The sequence below is a fragment of the Lysobacter sp. CA199 genome (genome assembly GCF_052078715.1).
In the GTDB taxonomy this organism is placed as follows: Bacteria; Pseudomonadota; Gammaproteobacteria; order Xanthomonadales; family Xanthomonadaceae; genus Lysobacter.
In genome coordinates this window covers 145,396-160,347 of the sequence record NZ_JBQJIL010000005.1, presented here as the reverse complement: position 1 = coordinate 160,347, position 14,952 = coordinate 145,396, and the positions used below count along the sequence as shown (strand labels likewise).

The following is a 14,952-nucleotide window of genomic DNA, read 5'->3' as shown; positions in this document are numbered from 1 at the left end:
GGCGTCAGCGGTCTCGGTTGAGTCGGGTGCCGCGAGGCGGCGCCGGTTCGGCCGATGGTGACTCGATGGAAACTACGTCGCCCGGCAGGAACAGGGCCGACCACAATGCCTGCAACTCGGGTTCCGGGACGTCCAGGACCAGCCTTACGGCGCGCTCGTTGTCCGGGCCTTCGACCGACTCGACGCTCTTGATCGGGATCACGAGGTCCATCTGCGAGTTCACGGAGATTTTGACGATCAGGCCGGCACGTACAGTTCCCGAGCGGATATGCCCGTGCAGCGCAATCGCGCCGGGTGGGAACGGCTCCACAACCTGGGTCACTTCGAAAGTCGCTTGGGTGTCGTCCATCGCGGTCAATCCCTGAGCTTGGCCGTGCGCTGTGCGGCGGCTTCGGCAACTCGGTTACGACACCAAGGCCACGTCCGCCCCGGCGCGGATCGTATTGTGCACTTCGGCCACCGCATCCGTCTGGCGCAGCAGATCGGCGATGACCGAAGCGTCGGCGGCGGAAGAACTCACCCGGGCGCGATAGCGGATATTCGTGGCGGCCAACCCGACCCCGGGGAAGTCGGCGGTGGCTTCGACCTCCACGCTGTCGATGGGGATGCCGAGGCGGGCGGCCTCGCGGTACACGTCGTTGCAGTAGCAGGTGGCCAGCGCCAGCATCAGGAACTCGCCGCCGTTGACCGCCGAGCCCCGGCCCGTGGCTTTGGCGGGGATGGGCACCGATTGTGAGGCCGCATCGGTTCGGACGGTGGTCGTGTGCCCGGCGGGGGTGTTGCTGACAAGCGCAGAAATCTCCACAGCGTTGGTCTCCGGATCGAAGGTGCATTGAGAACGGAGCGCCGAGCAAGGGAAACGGCGTGGACCCAATGGTGTCAATGCGCCGTCGATATCGAAGGCGATTGTCATCGCGATGCGCCGAACGGGGCTTGAATCGAGCCGGTGGGAGTGCGATAGCGTTATAACGCCGCTTGAACGCGCTGTCAGGCTTTGTCGTAGTCGTTCAACAGGACTTGTTCGCTAGCATTGGCGGCGATATGCACGAGCACGTCGTGTTCAAGCGCGACCGTCGGATGCGCGGCGCTGTTCTTGGCGAACCAGAACACTTCGCTGAGTGGTTCATCCGTATGCCACGTGGTGAAGACGTCTCGATCGTCCGGGACGTCGCCGAAGTCAAAAGCCCTCAGGCTCGCCCAGTCCACGGCGTCGTCCCACGAGCTGCAATCTTGACCCCACGCCATCATGTACAGGCAGCCCGAGGCCACCAGCCAATCGCCGACCTGCGATTGCCAGTCTGGCGACACCGCTTGTTCTGCGATGACGACAGCGCGGAAAGGTTGCCCGATGTTCAGCGCGGGCAGGGTTGATTCGGGAGTCAGATGAATGTAGGTGGGCGGATAGGGCATGACGGAGGTGTCTGGTCGCGCGTGAACTAGATTCTGGATAGGCCTGGGACGACCGTCAATCCAGGCATCTCAGGCGATGGATGTGGGTTTCGCGACCGGCCTGGGTTATGTGGCGCGTCTTGATGCCCTCCCGTTCGGCGATGTCGCTGCGAGGTGAAAACAACGCCGCTATTCATCTACCAGGCGCCGGCATTTCGCATACAGCCAGCTTCGCGGGACTACGCTCGGGCCGGTAGCTTGTGAACGAGGAGCTCGCTATGTCTGCGGATACCAAGACGCCGTTGGATCACGTCAATGCGACGTTGAGTCAGCTCAAGGAAATGCGCCACTATTCCAAGAACTATGTGGAACAGTTGACCGCGCAGTGGTTGCTGTTCGATGGGGAGTTGTCGAAGTTGAAGCAGGCCGCGCCCATCGAGGAACTGATGACGCGGCAGGGCGAGTTGTACGACGCGCTGGAGGCGGAGATCGCCGAGTTGGAGGAGTTGGCGGTGTCGTTGCAGCCGGCGCCCGAGGAACCGGCGGGGACGGTGCATTAGTTCGCGCAGGGCCTACGGAAAAAACCGGAAACAAGACGGCCGGGAAAATGGTTCTCCCGGCCGTTTTTTATTGGACGATGAGGGTTGGGGCGTCGCGGTTCGTCACGTCATGGTGAGGCTTCACCCTTTGGCCCACGTGATGACGTTGATGGGTAGCTTGCGCGGAGCTGGGTCGGGGTGTGGTCGCGGCTTGCGCCGCTCCTACAGTCGGTTTGCGTGAGCTGCGATTCTCCGTGTAGGAGCGGCGCGAGCCGCGACCGCGACATCGCGGCTACGACGCAGGCGCGTTGCGGCGGCGGGCGCCTGAAAACGAAACGGCCGGCAGCGCGAGGGCGCTGCCGGCCGTTTCGGTGTTGCGCCGCGGTGGAGTTACGACTGCGCGGCGTGGCGTTCGCGCTCGATCGCGCGCCAGCCGATGTCGTTGCGGTGGAATTCGCCGTCCCAGCCGATCTTGGCCAGCGCGGCATAGGCTTCGCGCTGCGCTTGGGCGACGTTCTCGCCCAAGGCGCACACGCACAGCACGCGGCCGCCGGCGGTCAGCACTTCGCCGTTCGCGCCGAGCTTGGTGCCGGCTTGAAAGACTTTGGCGTGAGTCGGTTGCGTGGCGTCGAGGCCATGGATGGCGTCGCCGGTCCTCGGGGTGTCGGGGTAGTTCGCCGCGGCCATCACCACGCCGAGCGAGGGACGTGGGTTCCAGTGCGCTTGCGCGGTGTCGAGCTGGCCGTCGATGGCGGCTTCGACCAGATCCAGCAGGTCCGAATCCAGGCGCAGCATCACCGGTTGGGTTTCCGGGTCGCCGAATCGCACGTTGAATTCGATGACCTTGGGCGCGCCGTCGGCGTCGATCATCAGGCCGGCGTAGAGGAAGCCGGTGAAGGGCACGCCGTCGGCGATCATGCCGTCGACGGTCGGCATCACCACTTCGCGCATCACGCGCTCGTGCACCTGGGCGGTCACCACTGGCGCGGGCGAGTACGCACCCATGCCGCCGGTGTTGGGGCCGGTGTCGCGGTCGCCCACGCGCTTGTGGTCTTGCGAGGTGGCCATCGGCAGGGCGTGCTTGCCGTCGACCATGGAGATGAAGCTGGCTTCTTCGCCGTCGAGGAATTCCTCGATCACCACGCGCGCGCCGGCCGCGCCGAAAGCGTTGCCCGAGAGCATGTCGGTGACGGCGGCTTCGGCTTCTTCCAACGTCATCGCCACGATCACGCCCTTGCCCGCGGCCAGGCCGTCGGCCTTGACCACGATCGGCGCGCCCTTCTCGCGAACGTAGGCCAGGGCCGCGTCGACGTCGGTGTGCACCGCGTAATAGGCGGTGGGGATGCCGTGGCGGGCGAGGAAGTCCTTGGCGTAGGCCTTGCTGCCTTCCAACTGCGCGGCGGCGGCGGTGGGGCCGAAGATGCGGCGGCCGTCGGCGCGGAAGCGGTCGACCACGCCGGCCACCAAGGGCGCTTCGGGGCCCACCACGGTAACGGCCACGCCTTCGTCGGCGGCCAGTTTGAGCAGGCCGTCGATATCGGTGGCGGCCACGCCGACGTTGCGGCATTTGGCTTCGTACGCGGTGCCGGCATTGCCGGGCGCGACCAGCACCTCGTCGATGCGCGGCGACTGGGCGAGCTTCCAGGCCAGCGCGTGCTCGCGCCCGCCGGAACCGATAACCAGGACTTTCATGCGTGCTCCGGGGGAAATGACGGATCGGGAGGGGGATATAACCACGGGATTTTACGGCAGCGGCCGGGCGCGGGCGACCGGCTGTTACTATCGCCGTGTTTCCGGCCAAGGGATTGGCGCCGCGATCGTGCGATCGGCGGCTGTGCGGCGCGTCCAGGACGGCCGCCGGTCTGGGCCGGGCCTGCTGGCGATCTGAGCGGTCGCGTCCGATCCGGGACGCGCGCGAAACCGCCGGGACGGTCGATCTGAGGCCGTGGCACCTCATCTTTTCCTTCTGTCTTCTTCTTCGGAACCGTCCGCATGGATTGGCTGCTGCACCAGATCGAACAAGCGATCTCCCCGATCATCGGCGCGATCAACAACGTATTGTGGAATTACGTGCTGATCTACGGCCTGCTGGCGGTCGGCGTGTTCTTCACCCTCCGCCTGCGCTTCGTGCAGGTGCGACGCTTCACGCACATGCTCAAGGTGATCGGCCGCGGCACCGACGGCGACGATGCCGGCATTTCGCCGTTCCAGGCGCTGTGCACCTCGCTGGCCGCGCGCGTGGGCACCGGCAATCTGGCCGGCGTTGCGATCGCGATGAGTCTGGGCGGCCCGGGCGCGCTGTTCTGGATGTGGTGCACGGCGGCGGTGGGCATGGCCACGGCGTATGCGGAAAGCGCGCTGGCGCAGCTGTACAAGGTGCGCGACGAGAACGGGCAGTACCGCGGCGGTCCGGCGCACTACATCGCGCGCGGCCTGCGTTCGCCGAAGATGGGTTGGGCGTTCGCGGCCTGCCTGTTGTTCTCGTACGGCGTGGTGTTCAACGGCGTGCACGCCAACGCCATCGCCCAGTCGGTGGGCGAGACCTTCAAGTTCAGCCAGACCCAGGTCGCGGTGGTGTTGGTGCTGCTGACCGGTGTGGTGATCTTCGGCGGCGTGCGTTCGATCGCCAAGGTCGCCGAGTGGGTGGTGCCGTTCATGTCGATCGGCTATATCGGTCTGGCGGTGTGGGCGCTGGTCGCGCACTACGAACAGATCCCGGCGGCGATCATGATGATCTTGCGCGGCGCGTTCGGCCTGGATCAGGCCGCGGGCGGCATCGCCGGCGGCATGGCGGCGGCGATGCTCAACGGCGTCAAGCGCGGTCTGTACGCCAACGAGGCCGGCATGGGCAGCGCGCCCAACATCGCCGCGGCGGCGACGCCGGTACCGCACCATCCGTCCAGCCAGGGCTTCGTGCAGGCGCTGGGCGTGTTCTTCGACACCATGTTCATCTGCACCGCGACCGGCCTGATCGTGCTGTTGTCGGGCGTGTTGGGGCAGGGCGGCGACGGTGTGATCATCACCCAGCGCGCGATGACGGTGTTCTTCGGCGAGTGGGGCGCGTGGTTCGCTTCCATCGCGCTGTTCTTCTTCGCCTTCACCACCATTCTGGGTAATTACTCGTATGCCGAGAGCGGGTTGCTGTACATCGGCGGCGGACGCAAATCGCTGTTCGTGCTGCGCATCGTCGCGTTGTGCGTGATCGTGTGGGGCGTGTTCTCGAAAGTGCAGTTGGTCTGGGACGCGGCCGACGCGGCGATGGCGGTGATGGCGACGCTGAACCTGATCGCGGTGGTGCTGTTGGCGAAGGTGGTGGTGAAGCTGACCCGCGATTACGACCGTCAGCTGGATGAGGGCAAGTCGCCGGAGTTCCATATCGCTCAGTACCCGGAACTGGGGCATGGCGTGGATCACGAGATATGGAAGGAGCGTGTCAAGCCGGCGCCGTAATCTTCAATTCCGCCTTGTAGGAGCGGCGCAAGCCGCGACTGCGACATCGCAGATACGGCGTAAGCGCGATGTCGCAGTCGCGGCTTGCGCCGCTCCTACAGGCAGTTAGCGCCGGATCATTGCGGGCGGTCGCAGCCTTGTTGTTGCAGCACTTGCTCGGATATCGCGTAACGGCCGTCGCGGTGCGGAATCTTGATATTGCGTCCGACCGGATGCGCGCCCTCGCGACCGACGACGTCGAGGATCTGTCCGTAACGCGCATAGTCGTACTGCGAATGGTCCAGGCGCAGTACGCAGCGCAGCATCGTGTCGGCGCTGTCGACCCGGGTGCCGATGCTCAGCACGGGTTCGAATTGCTGGTGTTCGGACATCCATGCGGCGAGGTTGCTGTGTGGATTGCGTTGCGGCGCGGCGCCGTGAATCAGGAATGCGGTGCGTCCGGGGCCCCATTGGTGCAATTCCACGGTGCCGGCGCGGCCGGCCAGCGGCGTGGCGATGCCGCGCTTGCTCGACCAGACCCGCACTTGTTGTTGTTCGGTGCGGGCATCCGACAGTATCCACACGTCGACCGAACCGCCGCCGCCGGTGCTGCATACCGCGATATCGCGCGGGCCGCGTTGTTCCGGGCCGCTGTCGGCGCAGACCTTGCGTCGCACCGAAGTGCGCTGGTCGCCGGCCGATTCCACGCCGCGCCACGTCCGGCCGCCGAGGCGGACGTGCTCGCCATAGGCCTTCGACAGCACGCGCGCGGCGTCGGCGTCGGGGATTTGTTGCGATGGCAGCGGTTGCAGGGCGAAGGCGTGGGTTGCGTGCAGCGCCAGCATCGTGGTCAGTGCGGCGAGGGCGAGTCTTGAACGCGGAATGAGGTATCCGGACATGGCGACATCCTGGTCGGGGGAATGGCGGCAGTATGCGCCGGCGGTGCAGCGCGATGACGGCGGCGCGAGTCGCGACTCGATCGTTCGCCTCGCTGTTCGCGGAGCCCGACTGTAGGAGCGGCGCAAGCCGCGACCGCGACACCGCGCTTGCGTCGTATCCGCGATGTCGCGGTCGCGGCTTGCGCCGCTCCTACAGAGGGAACGAATTTGCGGTTATTGAACGGCCGAGGCGGCGGCGATCACGCCGTCCTTGCGCATCCGCTTGATCGCCAGGTCGGCCAGGCTGTCCCACAGCGGCGGCGGCAGTTGGTTCTTGCGCAGGTGCCAGAGCAGGGCGATGGACTGGTAGCGGCCTTCGCGCCAGGTCAGCGTCGCGCGCCACGACGGTTGCAGGTTGTGCGGATCCAGCAGTTCGACCCGATAGTGATGCTCGCTGACGGTCTGCCCGTCGATCTTCAGATCCTGCAGCGACACCCGCAGCACCGGTGCGTTGGCGCCGCGGATCTGCTGTGCGGTATCGGTCTGATATTGCGCGGCGGCGCGTTGGTCGGACACGCGCGAAGTCTGGCCGAAGCGTTCCTGGTCGCTGCGCGCGGCCAGTTCACGGGTCTGGTAACCCATCTCGCCCAAGCGCTTGGCCAGCGCGCGTGCGACCTGCCCGGTGTAGTCGCGGCGCAGGCCGCCGCCGATGTCGAGCGACACGTCCGGCTGCACCAACAAGACCGTGACCGCGCGGCCGCCGATGCGATAGTCGCCGAGCGATTCGCTGTCCACCGCCTGACGCCGCGAGTACTGCCACAGACCCCACAGCGTCATCACCGCCAGCAGCACCGCGACGATGGTGAGCTTGCGCGCGATCGAACGTCCCAGGCTGCGGCCCAGCGGAGGTTTGGCGGTTTTCGACGGCTCGGACATGCGCGTTCGCAGGCGTGAGCGGGCGGCGGACCACCCGCGCGTGGCTTAGTGACGGAAGTGACGCACGCCGGTGAACACCATCGCCAGGCCGTGCTCGTCGGCGGCGGCGATGACCTCGCCGTCGCGCATCGAGCCGCCGGGTTGGATCACCGCCTTGATGCCGGCCGCGGCGGCGGCGTCGATGCCGTCGCGGAACGGGAAGAACGCATCGGAGGCCATCACCGAACCCGGCACGACCAGCCCGGCTTCCTCGGCCTTGAGCGCGGCGATCTTGGCGCTGACCACGCGGCTCATCTGCCCCGCGCCGATGCCGATGCTGCGATGGTCGCGCGCATAGACGATGGCGTTGGATTTGACGAACTTGGCGATGCGCCAAGCGAACAGCAGGTCCGACAACTGCGCGTCGGTCGGCGCGAGCTTGCTGACCACCTTGAGCTCATCGCGGCCGACTTCGCGCAGATCCGCGCTCTGCACCAACAGACCCGAACCGATCCTCTTGAAATCCAGCACGTTGCGGCCGTCGCCGTGCGGGATGCGCAGCACCCGCACGTTGGCCTTCTTCCTGGCGTATTCCACGGCCGCATCGTCGTAATCCGGCGCGATCAGCACCTCGACGAACTGGCGGTCGAGAATGGCTTTCGCCGTCGCCGCATCGAGCCTGGTGTTGAAGGCGATGATGCCGCCGAAGGCCGAGGTCGGGTCGGTCGCATAAGCCAGTTCATACGCATCGCCGCAGGCCACGCCCTCGGCCACGCCGCAGGGATTGGCGTGCTTGACGATTACGCAGGCCGGGCGCTCGAACTGGCGCACGCATTCCCACGCCGCGTCTGCGTCGGCGAGGTTGTTGTAGCTCAGCTCCTTGCCCTGCAACTGCACGAAGGTGGCCAGGCTGCCCGGCAACGGCTGCGCGTCGCGGTAGAACGCGCCTTGCTGATGCGGGTTTTCGCCGTAGCGCAGGTCCATGACCTTGATGAAGTTGGCGTTGTGCTGCGCCGGAAAGTCCTGCTTGCTGCCGTCTTCGGCGATCGCCGACAGATAGTTGCTGATCGCCGCGTCGTACTGGGCCACGCGGTTGAACGCGGCGACCGACAAGGCGAAGCGGGTCTTGGCACCGAGCGCGCCGCCGTTGCCCTGCAGCTCGGCGACGATATCGGCGTATTGGGCCGGATCGGTCGCGACCGCGACGCGGGCGAAGTTCTTCGCCGCCGAACGCAGCATCGCCGGGCCGCCGATGTCGATGTTCTCGATGATGTCTTCGAAGCTGCTGGCCGGGTTGGCCGCGACCTTCTCGAACGGATACAGATTGAGCACCAGCAGATCGATCGCGCCGATGCCGTGCTGGGCCATCACCGCATCGTCGATGCCGGCGCGGCCGAGCAGACCGCCGTGGACGATGGGGTGCAAGGTCTTGACCCGGCCGTCCATCATTTCCGGGAAGCCGGTGACCTCGGACACGTCGCGTACGCTCAGGCCGGCCTCGCGAAGCGCCTTGGCAGTGCCGCCAGTGGAAAGCAGTTCCACATTTTGTGCGGCCAGGGCCTGGGCGAGTTCGATAAGGCCGGTCTTGTCGGACACGGACAGCAGGGCGCGGCGGATGTGAACCGGCGTGCCGGTCGAGCGATCGGAGGTCATTCGGGGAGGAGGGCAGCGGAAGGGCGCGGGAATTATAGCCGCGCGGGTGGGGGTGGGCCGGCTGTTCACGCAGTGGAGCAGCCCAAGCGCCCGGCCGGCAATGGCCTTTCGAAAGCCGCCCGAAGAAGTCCCCCCTTTGAAAATGGAGGGCTGGGGGGATTCGCTCTTGTTCCAAAGCAAAATCAACAGCTCAAATCCCCCGCATCCTGCGGACGCTCGCCCCTTTTTCTGAAGGAGGGCAAAGGCACAGGCGCCGGCAAGGAAATGGCCGGAAAAAACGTGGAATTTCATCGCTGGCCGGGCACAGGCGCCTTCGGGCTATCCCCGTGGTCGAGCATTCCAATACCCCGCCCAGGCCGCCCACGCCACGCCGCCAACCCGGCCCGCAGCCGCTAAGCTGGATGCGTAAGCTAATCGGCGATCGCCCGTACGGGCGCGAGGGACGCTCAAGGAATGGCATCGATTTACGCTTTGAAAGGGCGCTTCCAGGCGCTGTTGCGACCGCTGGTGCGGCGCTTGCATGCGCTGGGCGCGACCGCCAATCAGGTCACCACGGCCGCGGCGGTGGTGTCGCTGGGGGTCGCCGCGCTGGTGTTCTGGGGCGCGCCGCACCGGCCCTGGCTGTTCGCGTTGCTGCCGGCATGGCTGTTCGCGCGCATGGCGATGAACGCCATCGACGGCATGCTGGCGCGCGAGTTCGGCCAGCAGTCGCGTCTGGGCGCGTACCTCAACGAATTGTGCGACGTGGTGTCCGACAGCGCCTTGTATCTGGCGTTGTGGGCGGTGCCGGGCCTGCATCCGGCGCCGCTGATCGCCTTCGTGCTGTCGGCCGCGCTGACCGAATACGCCGGTGTGTTGGGGCCGATGATCGGCGCGCCGCGCCGTTACGACGGGCCGATGGGCAAGAGCGACCGGGCCTTCGTGGTGGGTTGGCTGGGATTGCTGCTGGCGTTGGGCTGGATCGGCGCGCGCGTGGTCGACCCGGTGCTGATCGCGGCCGGCGTGATGTGCGCGTGGACCGTGGTGCGCCGCGTGCGCGCCGGATTGCGGCATGATGCCGCGCAGGACGTCGCGCAACGACAAGGAGAGCAACGATGAGGGAACGGGCATGAGCGAGGCGCAGGAACGTTATTTCGCCAGTTTCGACGGGACGCAGCTGTTCTATCGCCACTGGTCCGCCGACAAACCGGCCGACGGACCGCGCAAGGCGGTCGTGCTGCTGCACCGCGGCCACGAGCACTCCGGACGCGTGCAGCATCTGGTCGCCGAACTGGGACTGGAGGACAGCGACTTCTTCGCTTGGGACGCGCGCGGCAACGGCCGCTCGCCCGGCGAGCGCGGCGACGCGCCGGGATTCGAGGCGCTGGTGCGCGATCTGGACCGCTTCATCGCCCACCTCGGCGCGCAGCACGGCGTGGAGGTGGAGAATCTGGCGCTGGTCGCGCAAAGCGTGGGCGCGGTGGTCGCTGCGACCTGGGTGCACGATTACGCGCCGCGCATCCGCGCCCTGGTGCTGGCCTCGCCGGCGTTCAAGGTCAAGCTGTACGTGCCGCTGGCGCGCCCGGGTCTGACCCTGATGCAGAAGCTGCGCGGCAATTTCTTCGTCAACAGCTACGTCAAGCCGCAATGGCTGACCCATGACCCCGAGCGGGTCGAAAGCTACCGTACCGATCCGTTGATCGCCCGGCCGATTTCGGTGCGGGTGCTGCTGGGTTTGTATGAGGCGGCCGATCGCATCGTCGCCGACGCGCAGGCCATTACCGTGCCGACCCAGCTGTTGGTGTCGGGTTCGGACTTCGTGGTGCATCGCGGCCCGCAGGACCGTTTCTACGAGCGGCTGGGTTCGGCGATCAAGGAACGCCACCTGTTGCAGGGTTTCTTCCACGACACCCTCGGCGAGAAAGGCCGCGCCGCGGCGGTTAACCGCATCCGCGCCTTCGTTCAGGCGCGCTTCGCCGAACCGCTGGTGCGCGCGGATCTGTCGCAGGCGCATCGGCGCGGGCCCAGTTTCGAGGAATCCGAAAAGCTGTCCTGGCCGCCCGAGCGCTGGTCGCTGGCCGATCTGCGTTGGCGCTTCGTCCGCGCCGGGCTGCGTTTCGGCGGCAAGTTGTCGGAAGGCATCAAGCTCGGCCTGGACACCGGTTTCGATTCGGGCAGCAGCCTGGACTACGTGTACCGCAACGAAGCGCGCGGCAGCGGTCCGCTGGGCCGGATGATCGATCGCAACTATCTCGAAGCGATCGGCTGGCGCGGCATCCGCGTGCGCCGCACCCATCTGCACGAGCTGCTGCGCGAGGCCATGCGCCGTCTGCGCGCGGCCGGGACGCCGGTGGACGCGGTCGACATCGCCGCCGGCCACGGCCGCTATGCGCTCGAGGCGCTGGCCGGCGAGGGCGAGCGCGCCGATTCGATCCGCTTGCGCGACTACAGCACGCTCAACGTCGACAAGGGCCGGGCACTGATCGAGGAACTCGGTGCCGGCGCGACCGCGCGCTTCGATCAGGGCGATGCGTTCGATCGCAATGCGCTCGCCGCGCTCGATCCCAAGCCCAGCCTGGCGGTGGTGTCGGGCCTGTACGAGCTGTTCCCGGATAACGACATGGTGCGGCGCTCGCTGGAAGGCCTGGCCGCGGCGGTGCCGCCCGGCGGTTTTCTGGTCTATACCGGCCAGCCCTGGCATCCGCAGTTGGAGTTCATCGCCCGCGCGCTGACCAGCCACCGCGGCGGCGAGGCCTGGGTGATGCGTCGGCGCAGCCAGCAAGAGATGGACGATCTGGTGCGTGCGGCGGGTTTCGTGAAGATCGACCAGCGCATCGACGCCTGGGGCATCTTCACCGTGTCCTTGGCGCAGCGGGTCGGCCCATGACCGCTGCGACCGCGCGCCGCCCGTGGGGGCGGGCAGCGCTGTGGCTGTTGCTGCTGGGGCCGCTGTTCTTCCTCAGCTACGGCTATGCCAATTCGGTCGCGGCTGCGCGCGCGGACGTGCCGAGCATCGTGTTCGGCTGGGAGCGCGCGATGCCGTTCTGGGCCTGGACCATCGTGCCGTACTGGTCGATCGACCTGTTCTACGGCATCTCCCTGTTCGTGTGCCGCGACAAGCGCGAACTCGATACCCAGGCGTTGCGGCTGTTGACCGCGCAGGCGATCGCGGTGAGCTGTTTCCTGTTGTTTCCGCTGTATTTCACCTTCACCCGGCCCGAGAGCGGCGGCGTGTTCGGTTGGCTGTTCGACGTGTTGCTGGGTTTCGACAAGCCGTTCAATCAGGCGCCGTCGTTGCACATCGTGTTGCTGATCGTGCTGTGGGTGCGCTTCGCCCAGCACCTGCGCGGTGGCTGGCGCTGGCTGCTGCATGCGTGGTTCGGCCTGATCGGCGTGTCGGTGCTGACCACCTATCAACATCACTTCATCGATATTCCCACCGGCGTTCTGGCCGGTTGGCTGTGCGTGTGGCTGTGGCCGGAGCGCATCCGCGCGCCGTGGCGCGAGGCGGCATGGGTGCGCGATCCGCAGCGCTGGAAACTCTCGGCGCTGTATCTGGCTGGCGCGGGGGTGTGCGGTTGGGCCGCGATTGCATTCGGCGGATGGGCGCTGTGGCTGTGGTGGCCGGCGACGTCGCTGTCGCTGGTGGCGCTGAACTACGCCGTGCTGGGGCCGCTGGGCTTTCAGAAGCGCGACGACGGCCGTTTGAGCCATGCCGCGCTGTGGCTGTACGCGCCCTTCCTGCTGGGCGCCTGGATCAATTCGCGTTGGTGGACGCGGCGCGCGCCGCAACCGGTGTGGGTGATCGACGAGGTCTGGCTGGGCCGGGTGCCGGCGGCGGGCGAGCGCGAGGGTTACGCGCGGGTGGTCGACGTCAGCGCGGAGTTGCCGCTGCGGGCCCGGCGTGAGGGCGATGCGGTTCGGCCGATGCTGGATCTGGTGGCGCCGACGCCGGAACAATTGCGCGCGGTCGCGACCGATATCGAAGCGATGCGCGGACGCGGCGAGATTCTGGTGTGCTGCGCCTTGGGTTATTCGCGCAGCGCGACGGCGGTCGCGGCGTGGTTGCTGCGCAGCGGGCGCGCGGCGACGGTGGATGAGGCGATCGCGATCGTGCGCAAGGCGCGTCCGACCGTGGTGCTGCGCGAGCGCCATCGCCGCGCGTTGGGGCTGATGATGCGTCAAACGCCATCGGCGACGGAGCATGGAGCGCAGACGGCATGAACCCGAACGACAGCCCGCCACCGTCCGCCGGAGCGCCCATGGACCCGGCGGCATCGCCTGTCGGCGGGTTGGAACTGCATGCGATGGCGGCCTTGCTGGCGCAGGGGCGATGGCTGTGCGTCGCATCGCTGACGCTGTGGGCTTCGGGTCTGTTCGGATTGTGTTTGTCGACCGCGGTGCCGGGCTCGCAGTTCGCGTTGCTGATGCTCAGCCTCGCGGCCGGCGTGGTGCAGTTGTACTACGCGCTGCGGGTGGACTTCGATGCACGCCTGCTGCGCGCGCTGGCCCGGACCGGCGACGGAGCGGCCGATGCCGCGGCCGCGCGGCGCCTGGATGCCGCATTGAGCCTGCTGGGTTTGCTCAAGCCCGGTCGCGAAGGCCGCGATTGGGCATCGCGCTGGCGCGGCGCGCGCGGTCTGCTGCTGCGGCAAGCATCGATGTTGATCGTGCAGTTGGTCGCGCTGATCGGCGCTTACGGACGAGTATGGATATGAACACGGGCGACGATTGCGCGCAGTGGACCGACGAGCAACGCGGGTTATGGCAGCGACTGAGCGATTACCGTTTCGGCGGCGATCATCCGCAGCCGTTCCTGGACCGCATCGCGCATGTCGGCCAGTCCTCGCGCGAAACCGCCGAGGCCGCGCTGGAGGAATACCGGCGCTTCTGCTTCCTCGCGGTCGAGGCGGGCCATGCGGTCACGCCGAGCGATGCCATCGACAAGGTCTGGCACGCGCACATGACCGACACGCGTGATTACTGGCTGCGATTCTGCCCGCAGGTACTCAAGCGCGATCTGCACCATGCGCCGTCGCTGGGCGGGCAAGTGGAGGATTCGCGTCATCAACAGCAGTACCGCGAAACCTTGGACAGCTACCGGCGTTATTTCGGCGATCCGCCGGCCGCGTTCTGGCCGCCGCCGCGCGAGCTTCCGCAGCCGCGCAAGCCGGCGAATCCGAACGAAGCGCGGGTGCGCCTGCTCTCGCCCTGGGCCACCGCCCCGGGCGGCATCGGCCTGGGATTCTGGGCCGGAAGCCTCGTGCTGGCCTTGGTGTACCTGCTGTGCGCCTCCTCGCAAGGCACACCGAATCCCTTGAACTGGCGAGGCGCCGCCTTTCTCGCTGGGTACATTCCGGCGATCGTCTGGGCGTTCATCGCCGCCGGCGCCATCGCGCGCACCTTGCGCGGCCCGAACAGGCGCACCCATGCCGCGTGCGACGATCCGGTCGAGCTGGGTTTCCTTGCCGGCGGCGAGGAGCGCGCGGCCGATGTCGCGCTGGTGGAACTGATGCAGCGCGGCGTGCTGCAACTCGATTACACCGACACCGCCACCGATGCCGCGCGGCGGCGCGATCAGGTGTGGTTGCGGGTCGACACTTCCCGCGCCGCGCAACTGCCACCGCTGCTGCGCACCGCCAGCGACGTGTCCGCGCGCGCGCAGACCTTGACCGCGACGCTGGAGGCGCTGCAGCGCGCGTATCTGCCGGTCGCCGCGCAACTGCGCCGCAACGGCTGGTGGATGACGGCGCAGCGCGAATGGCAGGTACGCTTGATCGGCAACCTGCCGCCGCTGGCATTGACGGTGTTCGGCGTGGCCAAGATCGCGATCGGACTGATCCGCGACAAGCCGGTCGGATTCTTGTGCGTGCTGGTATTCCTGGCCGGGTTCTTGACCTTGGGCCGCCTGCTGCTCTCGCAGCTGCGCACGCGCGCGGGCGACTGGATATTGCACGACGCCAGTCGGGGACTGGCCGGCGCCGACATGGTGCGGCGTGCCGCGCTGATGGGCACCATCGGCCTGGTCGGCACCGATTGCAGCGAGTACCACACCTTGCGTACGCCGGTGTCGAGCGGTTCGAGCGGCGATTCGGGCAGCGGCGGCAGCGGTTGCAGTGGCGGTGGCGGCAGCTGCGGTGGCGGTTGCGGCGGTTGTGGCGGTTGAACGG

General features: G+C 67.3%; 14 protein-coding genes. 7 read left to right on the top strand and 7 right to left on the bottom strand.

Annotated features, from left to right (window positions below):
• Positions 1-4 precede the first annotated feature (4 nt).
• The 3 genes from ACTOWJ_RS10210 to ACTOWJ_RS10200 form a co-directional block, all read right to left on the bottom strand.
• Positions 5-349, bottom strand: coding sequence for a hypothetical protein (locus ACTOWJ_RS10210; protein WP_441334499.1), 345 nt, complete (start codon positions 347-349; stop codon positions 5-7).
• Positions 350-403: 54 nt separating this feature from the next.
• Positions 404-913: an OsmC family protein gene (locus ACTOWJ_RS10205; protein ID WP_441334498.1), complete on the bottom strand. Its 510-nt coding sequence runs from the start codon at positions 911-913 to the stop codon at positions 404-406.
• Positions 914-987: 74 nt separating this feature from the next.
• Entirely contained in the window at positions 988-1,410 is a 423-nt protein-coding gene (locus tag ACTOWJ_RS10200) for a DUF7684 family protein (RefSeq protein WP_441334497.1), read from the bottom strand.
• 257 nt (positions 1,411-1,667) lie between these two features.
• Here ACTOWJ_RS10200 and ACTOWJ_RS10195 point away from each other — a divergent pair, with 257 nt between their 5' ends.
• Positions 1,668-1,949, top strand: coding sequence for a hypothetical protein (locus ACTOWJ_RS10195; RefSeq protein ID WP_441334496.1), 282 nt, complete (start codon positions 1,668-1,670; stop codon positions 1,947-1,949).
• A 369-nt stretch (positions 1,950-2,318) separates the two neighbouring features.
• On the opposite strand, the gene purD is transcribed toward ACTOWJ_RS10195, so the two are convergent.
• The gene (gene purD, locus ACTOWJ_RS10190) at positions 2,319-3,620 is read right to left on the bottom strand and encodes a phosphoribosylamine--glycine ligase (protein WP_441334495.1); all 1,302 of its coding nucleotides are present in this window, start codon (positions 3,618-3,620) and stop codon (positions 2,319-2,321) included.
• Between the two features lie 300 nt (positions 3,621-3,920).
• On the opposite strand from purD, the gene ACTOWJ_RS10185 reads away from it, so the two are divergent.
• Positions 3,921-5,378 carry an alanine/glycine:cation symporter family protein gene (locus ACTOWJ_RS10185; RefSeq protein WP_441334494.1) on the top strand — a complete coding sequence of 486 codons (1,458 nt, stop codon included), beginning with the start codon at positions 3,921-3,923 and terminating at the stop codon, positions 5,376-5,378.
• Positions 5,379-5,494: 116 nt separating this feature from the next.
• Here the strand turns inward: ACTOWJ_RS10185 and ACTOWJ_RS10180 are convergent, their stop codons facing one another.
• The 3 genes from ACTOWJ_RS10180 to purH form a co-directional block, all read right to left on the bottom strand.
• On the bottom strand, positions 5,495-6,256 hold the full coding sequence (locus tag ACTOWJ_RS10180; RefSeq protein WP_441334493.1) for a hypothetical protein: 762 nt from the start codon (positions 6,254-6,256) through the stop codon (positions 5,495-5,497).
• A 213-nt stretch (positions 6,257-6,469) separates the two neighbouring features.
• Entirely contained in the window at positions 6,470-7,171 is a 702-nt protein-coding gene (locus tag ACTOWJ_RS10175) for a hypothetical protein (protein WP_441334492.1), read from the bottom strand.
• 45 nt (positions 7,172-7,216) lie between these two features.
• Positions 7,217-8,803 (bottom strand): bifunctional phosphoribosylaminoimidazolecarboxamide formyltransferase/IMP cyclohydrolase, encoded by a 1,587-nt coding sequence (gene purH, locus ACTOWJ_RS10170; protein ID WP_441334491.1) that lies wholly within the window; start codon positions 8,801-8,803, stop codon positions 7,217-7,219.
• Between the two features lie 453 nt (positions 8,804-9,256).
• On the opposite strand from purH, the gene ACTOWJ_RS10165 reads away from it, so the two are divergent.
• The 5 genes from ACTOWJ_RS10165 to ACTOWJ_RS10145 are packed head-to-tail and all read left to right on the top strand — an operon-like array spanning position 9,257 to position 14,948.
• Complete coding sequence (locus tag ACTOWJ_RS10165; protein ID WP_441334490.1) at positions 9,257-9,901, top strand: CDP-alcohol phosphatidyltransferase family protein; 645 nt, start codon at positions 9,257-9,259, stop codon at positions 9,899-9,901.
• A gap of 10 nt (positions 9,902-9,911) precedes the next feature.
• The gene (locus ACTOWJ_RS10160; RefSeq protein ID WP_441334489.1) at positions 9,912-11,669 is read left to right on the top strand and encodes a bifunctional alpha/beta hydrolase/class I SAM-dependent methyltransferase; all 1,758 of its coding nucleotides are present in this window, start codon (positions 9,912-9,914) and stop codon (positions 11,667-11,669) included.
• Entirely contained in the window at positions 11,666-13,006 is a 1,341-nt protein-coding gene (locus ACTOWJ_RS10155) for a phosphatase PAP2/dual specificity phosphatase family protein (protein ID WP_441334488.1), read from the top strand. The genes ACTOWJ_RS10160 and ACTOWJ_RS10155 overlap by 4 nt, the downstream gene beginning before the upstream one ends.
• On the top strand, positions 13,003-13,500 hold the full coding sequence (locus ACTOWJ_RS10150) for a hypothetical protein (protein ID WP_441334487.1): 498 nt from the start codon (positions 13,003-13,005) through the stop codon (positions 13,498-13,500). The genes ACTOWJ_RS10155 and ACTOWJ_RS10150 overlap by 4 nt, the downstream gene beginning before the upstream one ends.
• Complete coding sequence (locus ACTOWJ_RS10145; RefSeq protein WP_441334486.1) at positions 13,497-14,948, top strand: TIGR04222 domain-containing membrane protein; 1,452 nt, start codon at positions 13,497-13,499, stop codon at positions 14,946-14,948. The genes ACTOWJ_RS10150 and ACTOWJ_RS10145 overlap by 4 nt, the downstream gene beginning before the upstream one ends.
• Positions 14,949-14,952: the final 4 nt, after the last annotated feature.

What these genes read in the sequence shown, in the direction of transcription:
- ACTOWJ_RS10180 (WP_441334493.1), bottom strand. Translation starts at nt 6,256, where the DNA reads ATGTCCGGATACCTCATTCCGCGTTCAAGACTCGCCCTCGCCGCACTG.
- ACTOWJ_RS10150 (WP_441334487.1), top strand. Translation starts at nt 13,003, where the DNA reads ATGAACCCGAACGACAGCCCGCCACCGTCCGCCGGAGCGCCCATGGAC.
- ACTOWJ_RS10195 (WP_441334496.1), top strand. Translation starts at nt 1,668, where the DNA reads ATGTCTGCGGATACCAAGACGCCGTTGGATCACGTCAATGCGACGTTG.
- ACTOWJ_RS10210 (WP_441334499.1), bottom strand. Translation starts at nt 349, where the DNA reads ATGGACGACACCCAAGCGACTTTCGAAGTGACCCAGGTTGTGGAGCCG.
- ACTOWJ_RS10145 (WP_441334486.1), top strand. Translation starts at nt 13,497, where the DNA reads ATGAACACGGGCGACGATTGCGCGCAGTGGACCGACGAGCAACGCGGG.
- ACTOWJ_RS10160 (WP_441334489.1), top strand. Translation starts at nt 9,912, where the DNA reads ATGAGCGAGGCGCAGGAACGTTATTTCGCCAGTTTCGACGGGACGCAG.
- purH (WP_441334491.1), bottom strand. Translation starts at nt 8,803, where the DNA reads ATGACCTCCGATCGCTCGACCGGCACGCCGGTTCACATCCGCCGCGCC.
- purD (WP_441334495.1), bottom strand. Translation starts at nt 3,620, where the DNA reads ATGAAAGTCCTGGTTATCGGTTCCGGCGGGCGCGAGCACGCGCTGGCC.
- ACTOWJ_RS10205 (WP_441334498.1), bottom strand. Translation starts at nt 913, where the DNA reads ATGACAATCGCCTTCGATATCGACGGCGCATTGACACCATTGGGTCCA.
- ACTOWJ_RS10155 (WP_441334488.1), top strand. Translation starts at nt 11,666, where the DNA reads ATGACCGCTGCGACCGCGCGCCGCCCGTGGGGGCGGGCAGCGCTGTGG.
- ACTOWJ_RS10175 (WP_441334492.1), bottom strand. Translation starts at nt 7,171, where the DNA reads ATGTCCGAGCCGTCGAAAACCGCCAAACCTCCGCTGGGCCGCAGCCTG.
- ACTOWJ_RS10185 (WP_441334494.1), top strand. Translation starts at nt 3,921, where the DNA reads ATGGATTGGCTGCTGCACCAGATCGAACAAGCGATCTCCCCGATCATC.
- ACTOWJ_RS10200 (WP_441334497.1), bottom strand. Translation starts at nt 1,410, where the DNA reads ATGCCCTATCCGCCCACCTACATTCATCTGACTCCCGAATCAACCCTG.
- ACTOWJ_RS10165 (WP_441334490.1), top strand. Translation starts at nt 9,257, where the DNA reads ATGGCATCGATTTACGCTTTGAAAGGGCGCTTCCAGGCGCTGTTGCGA.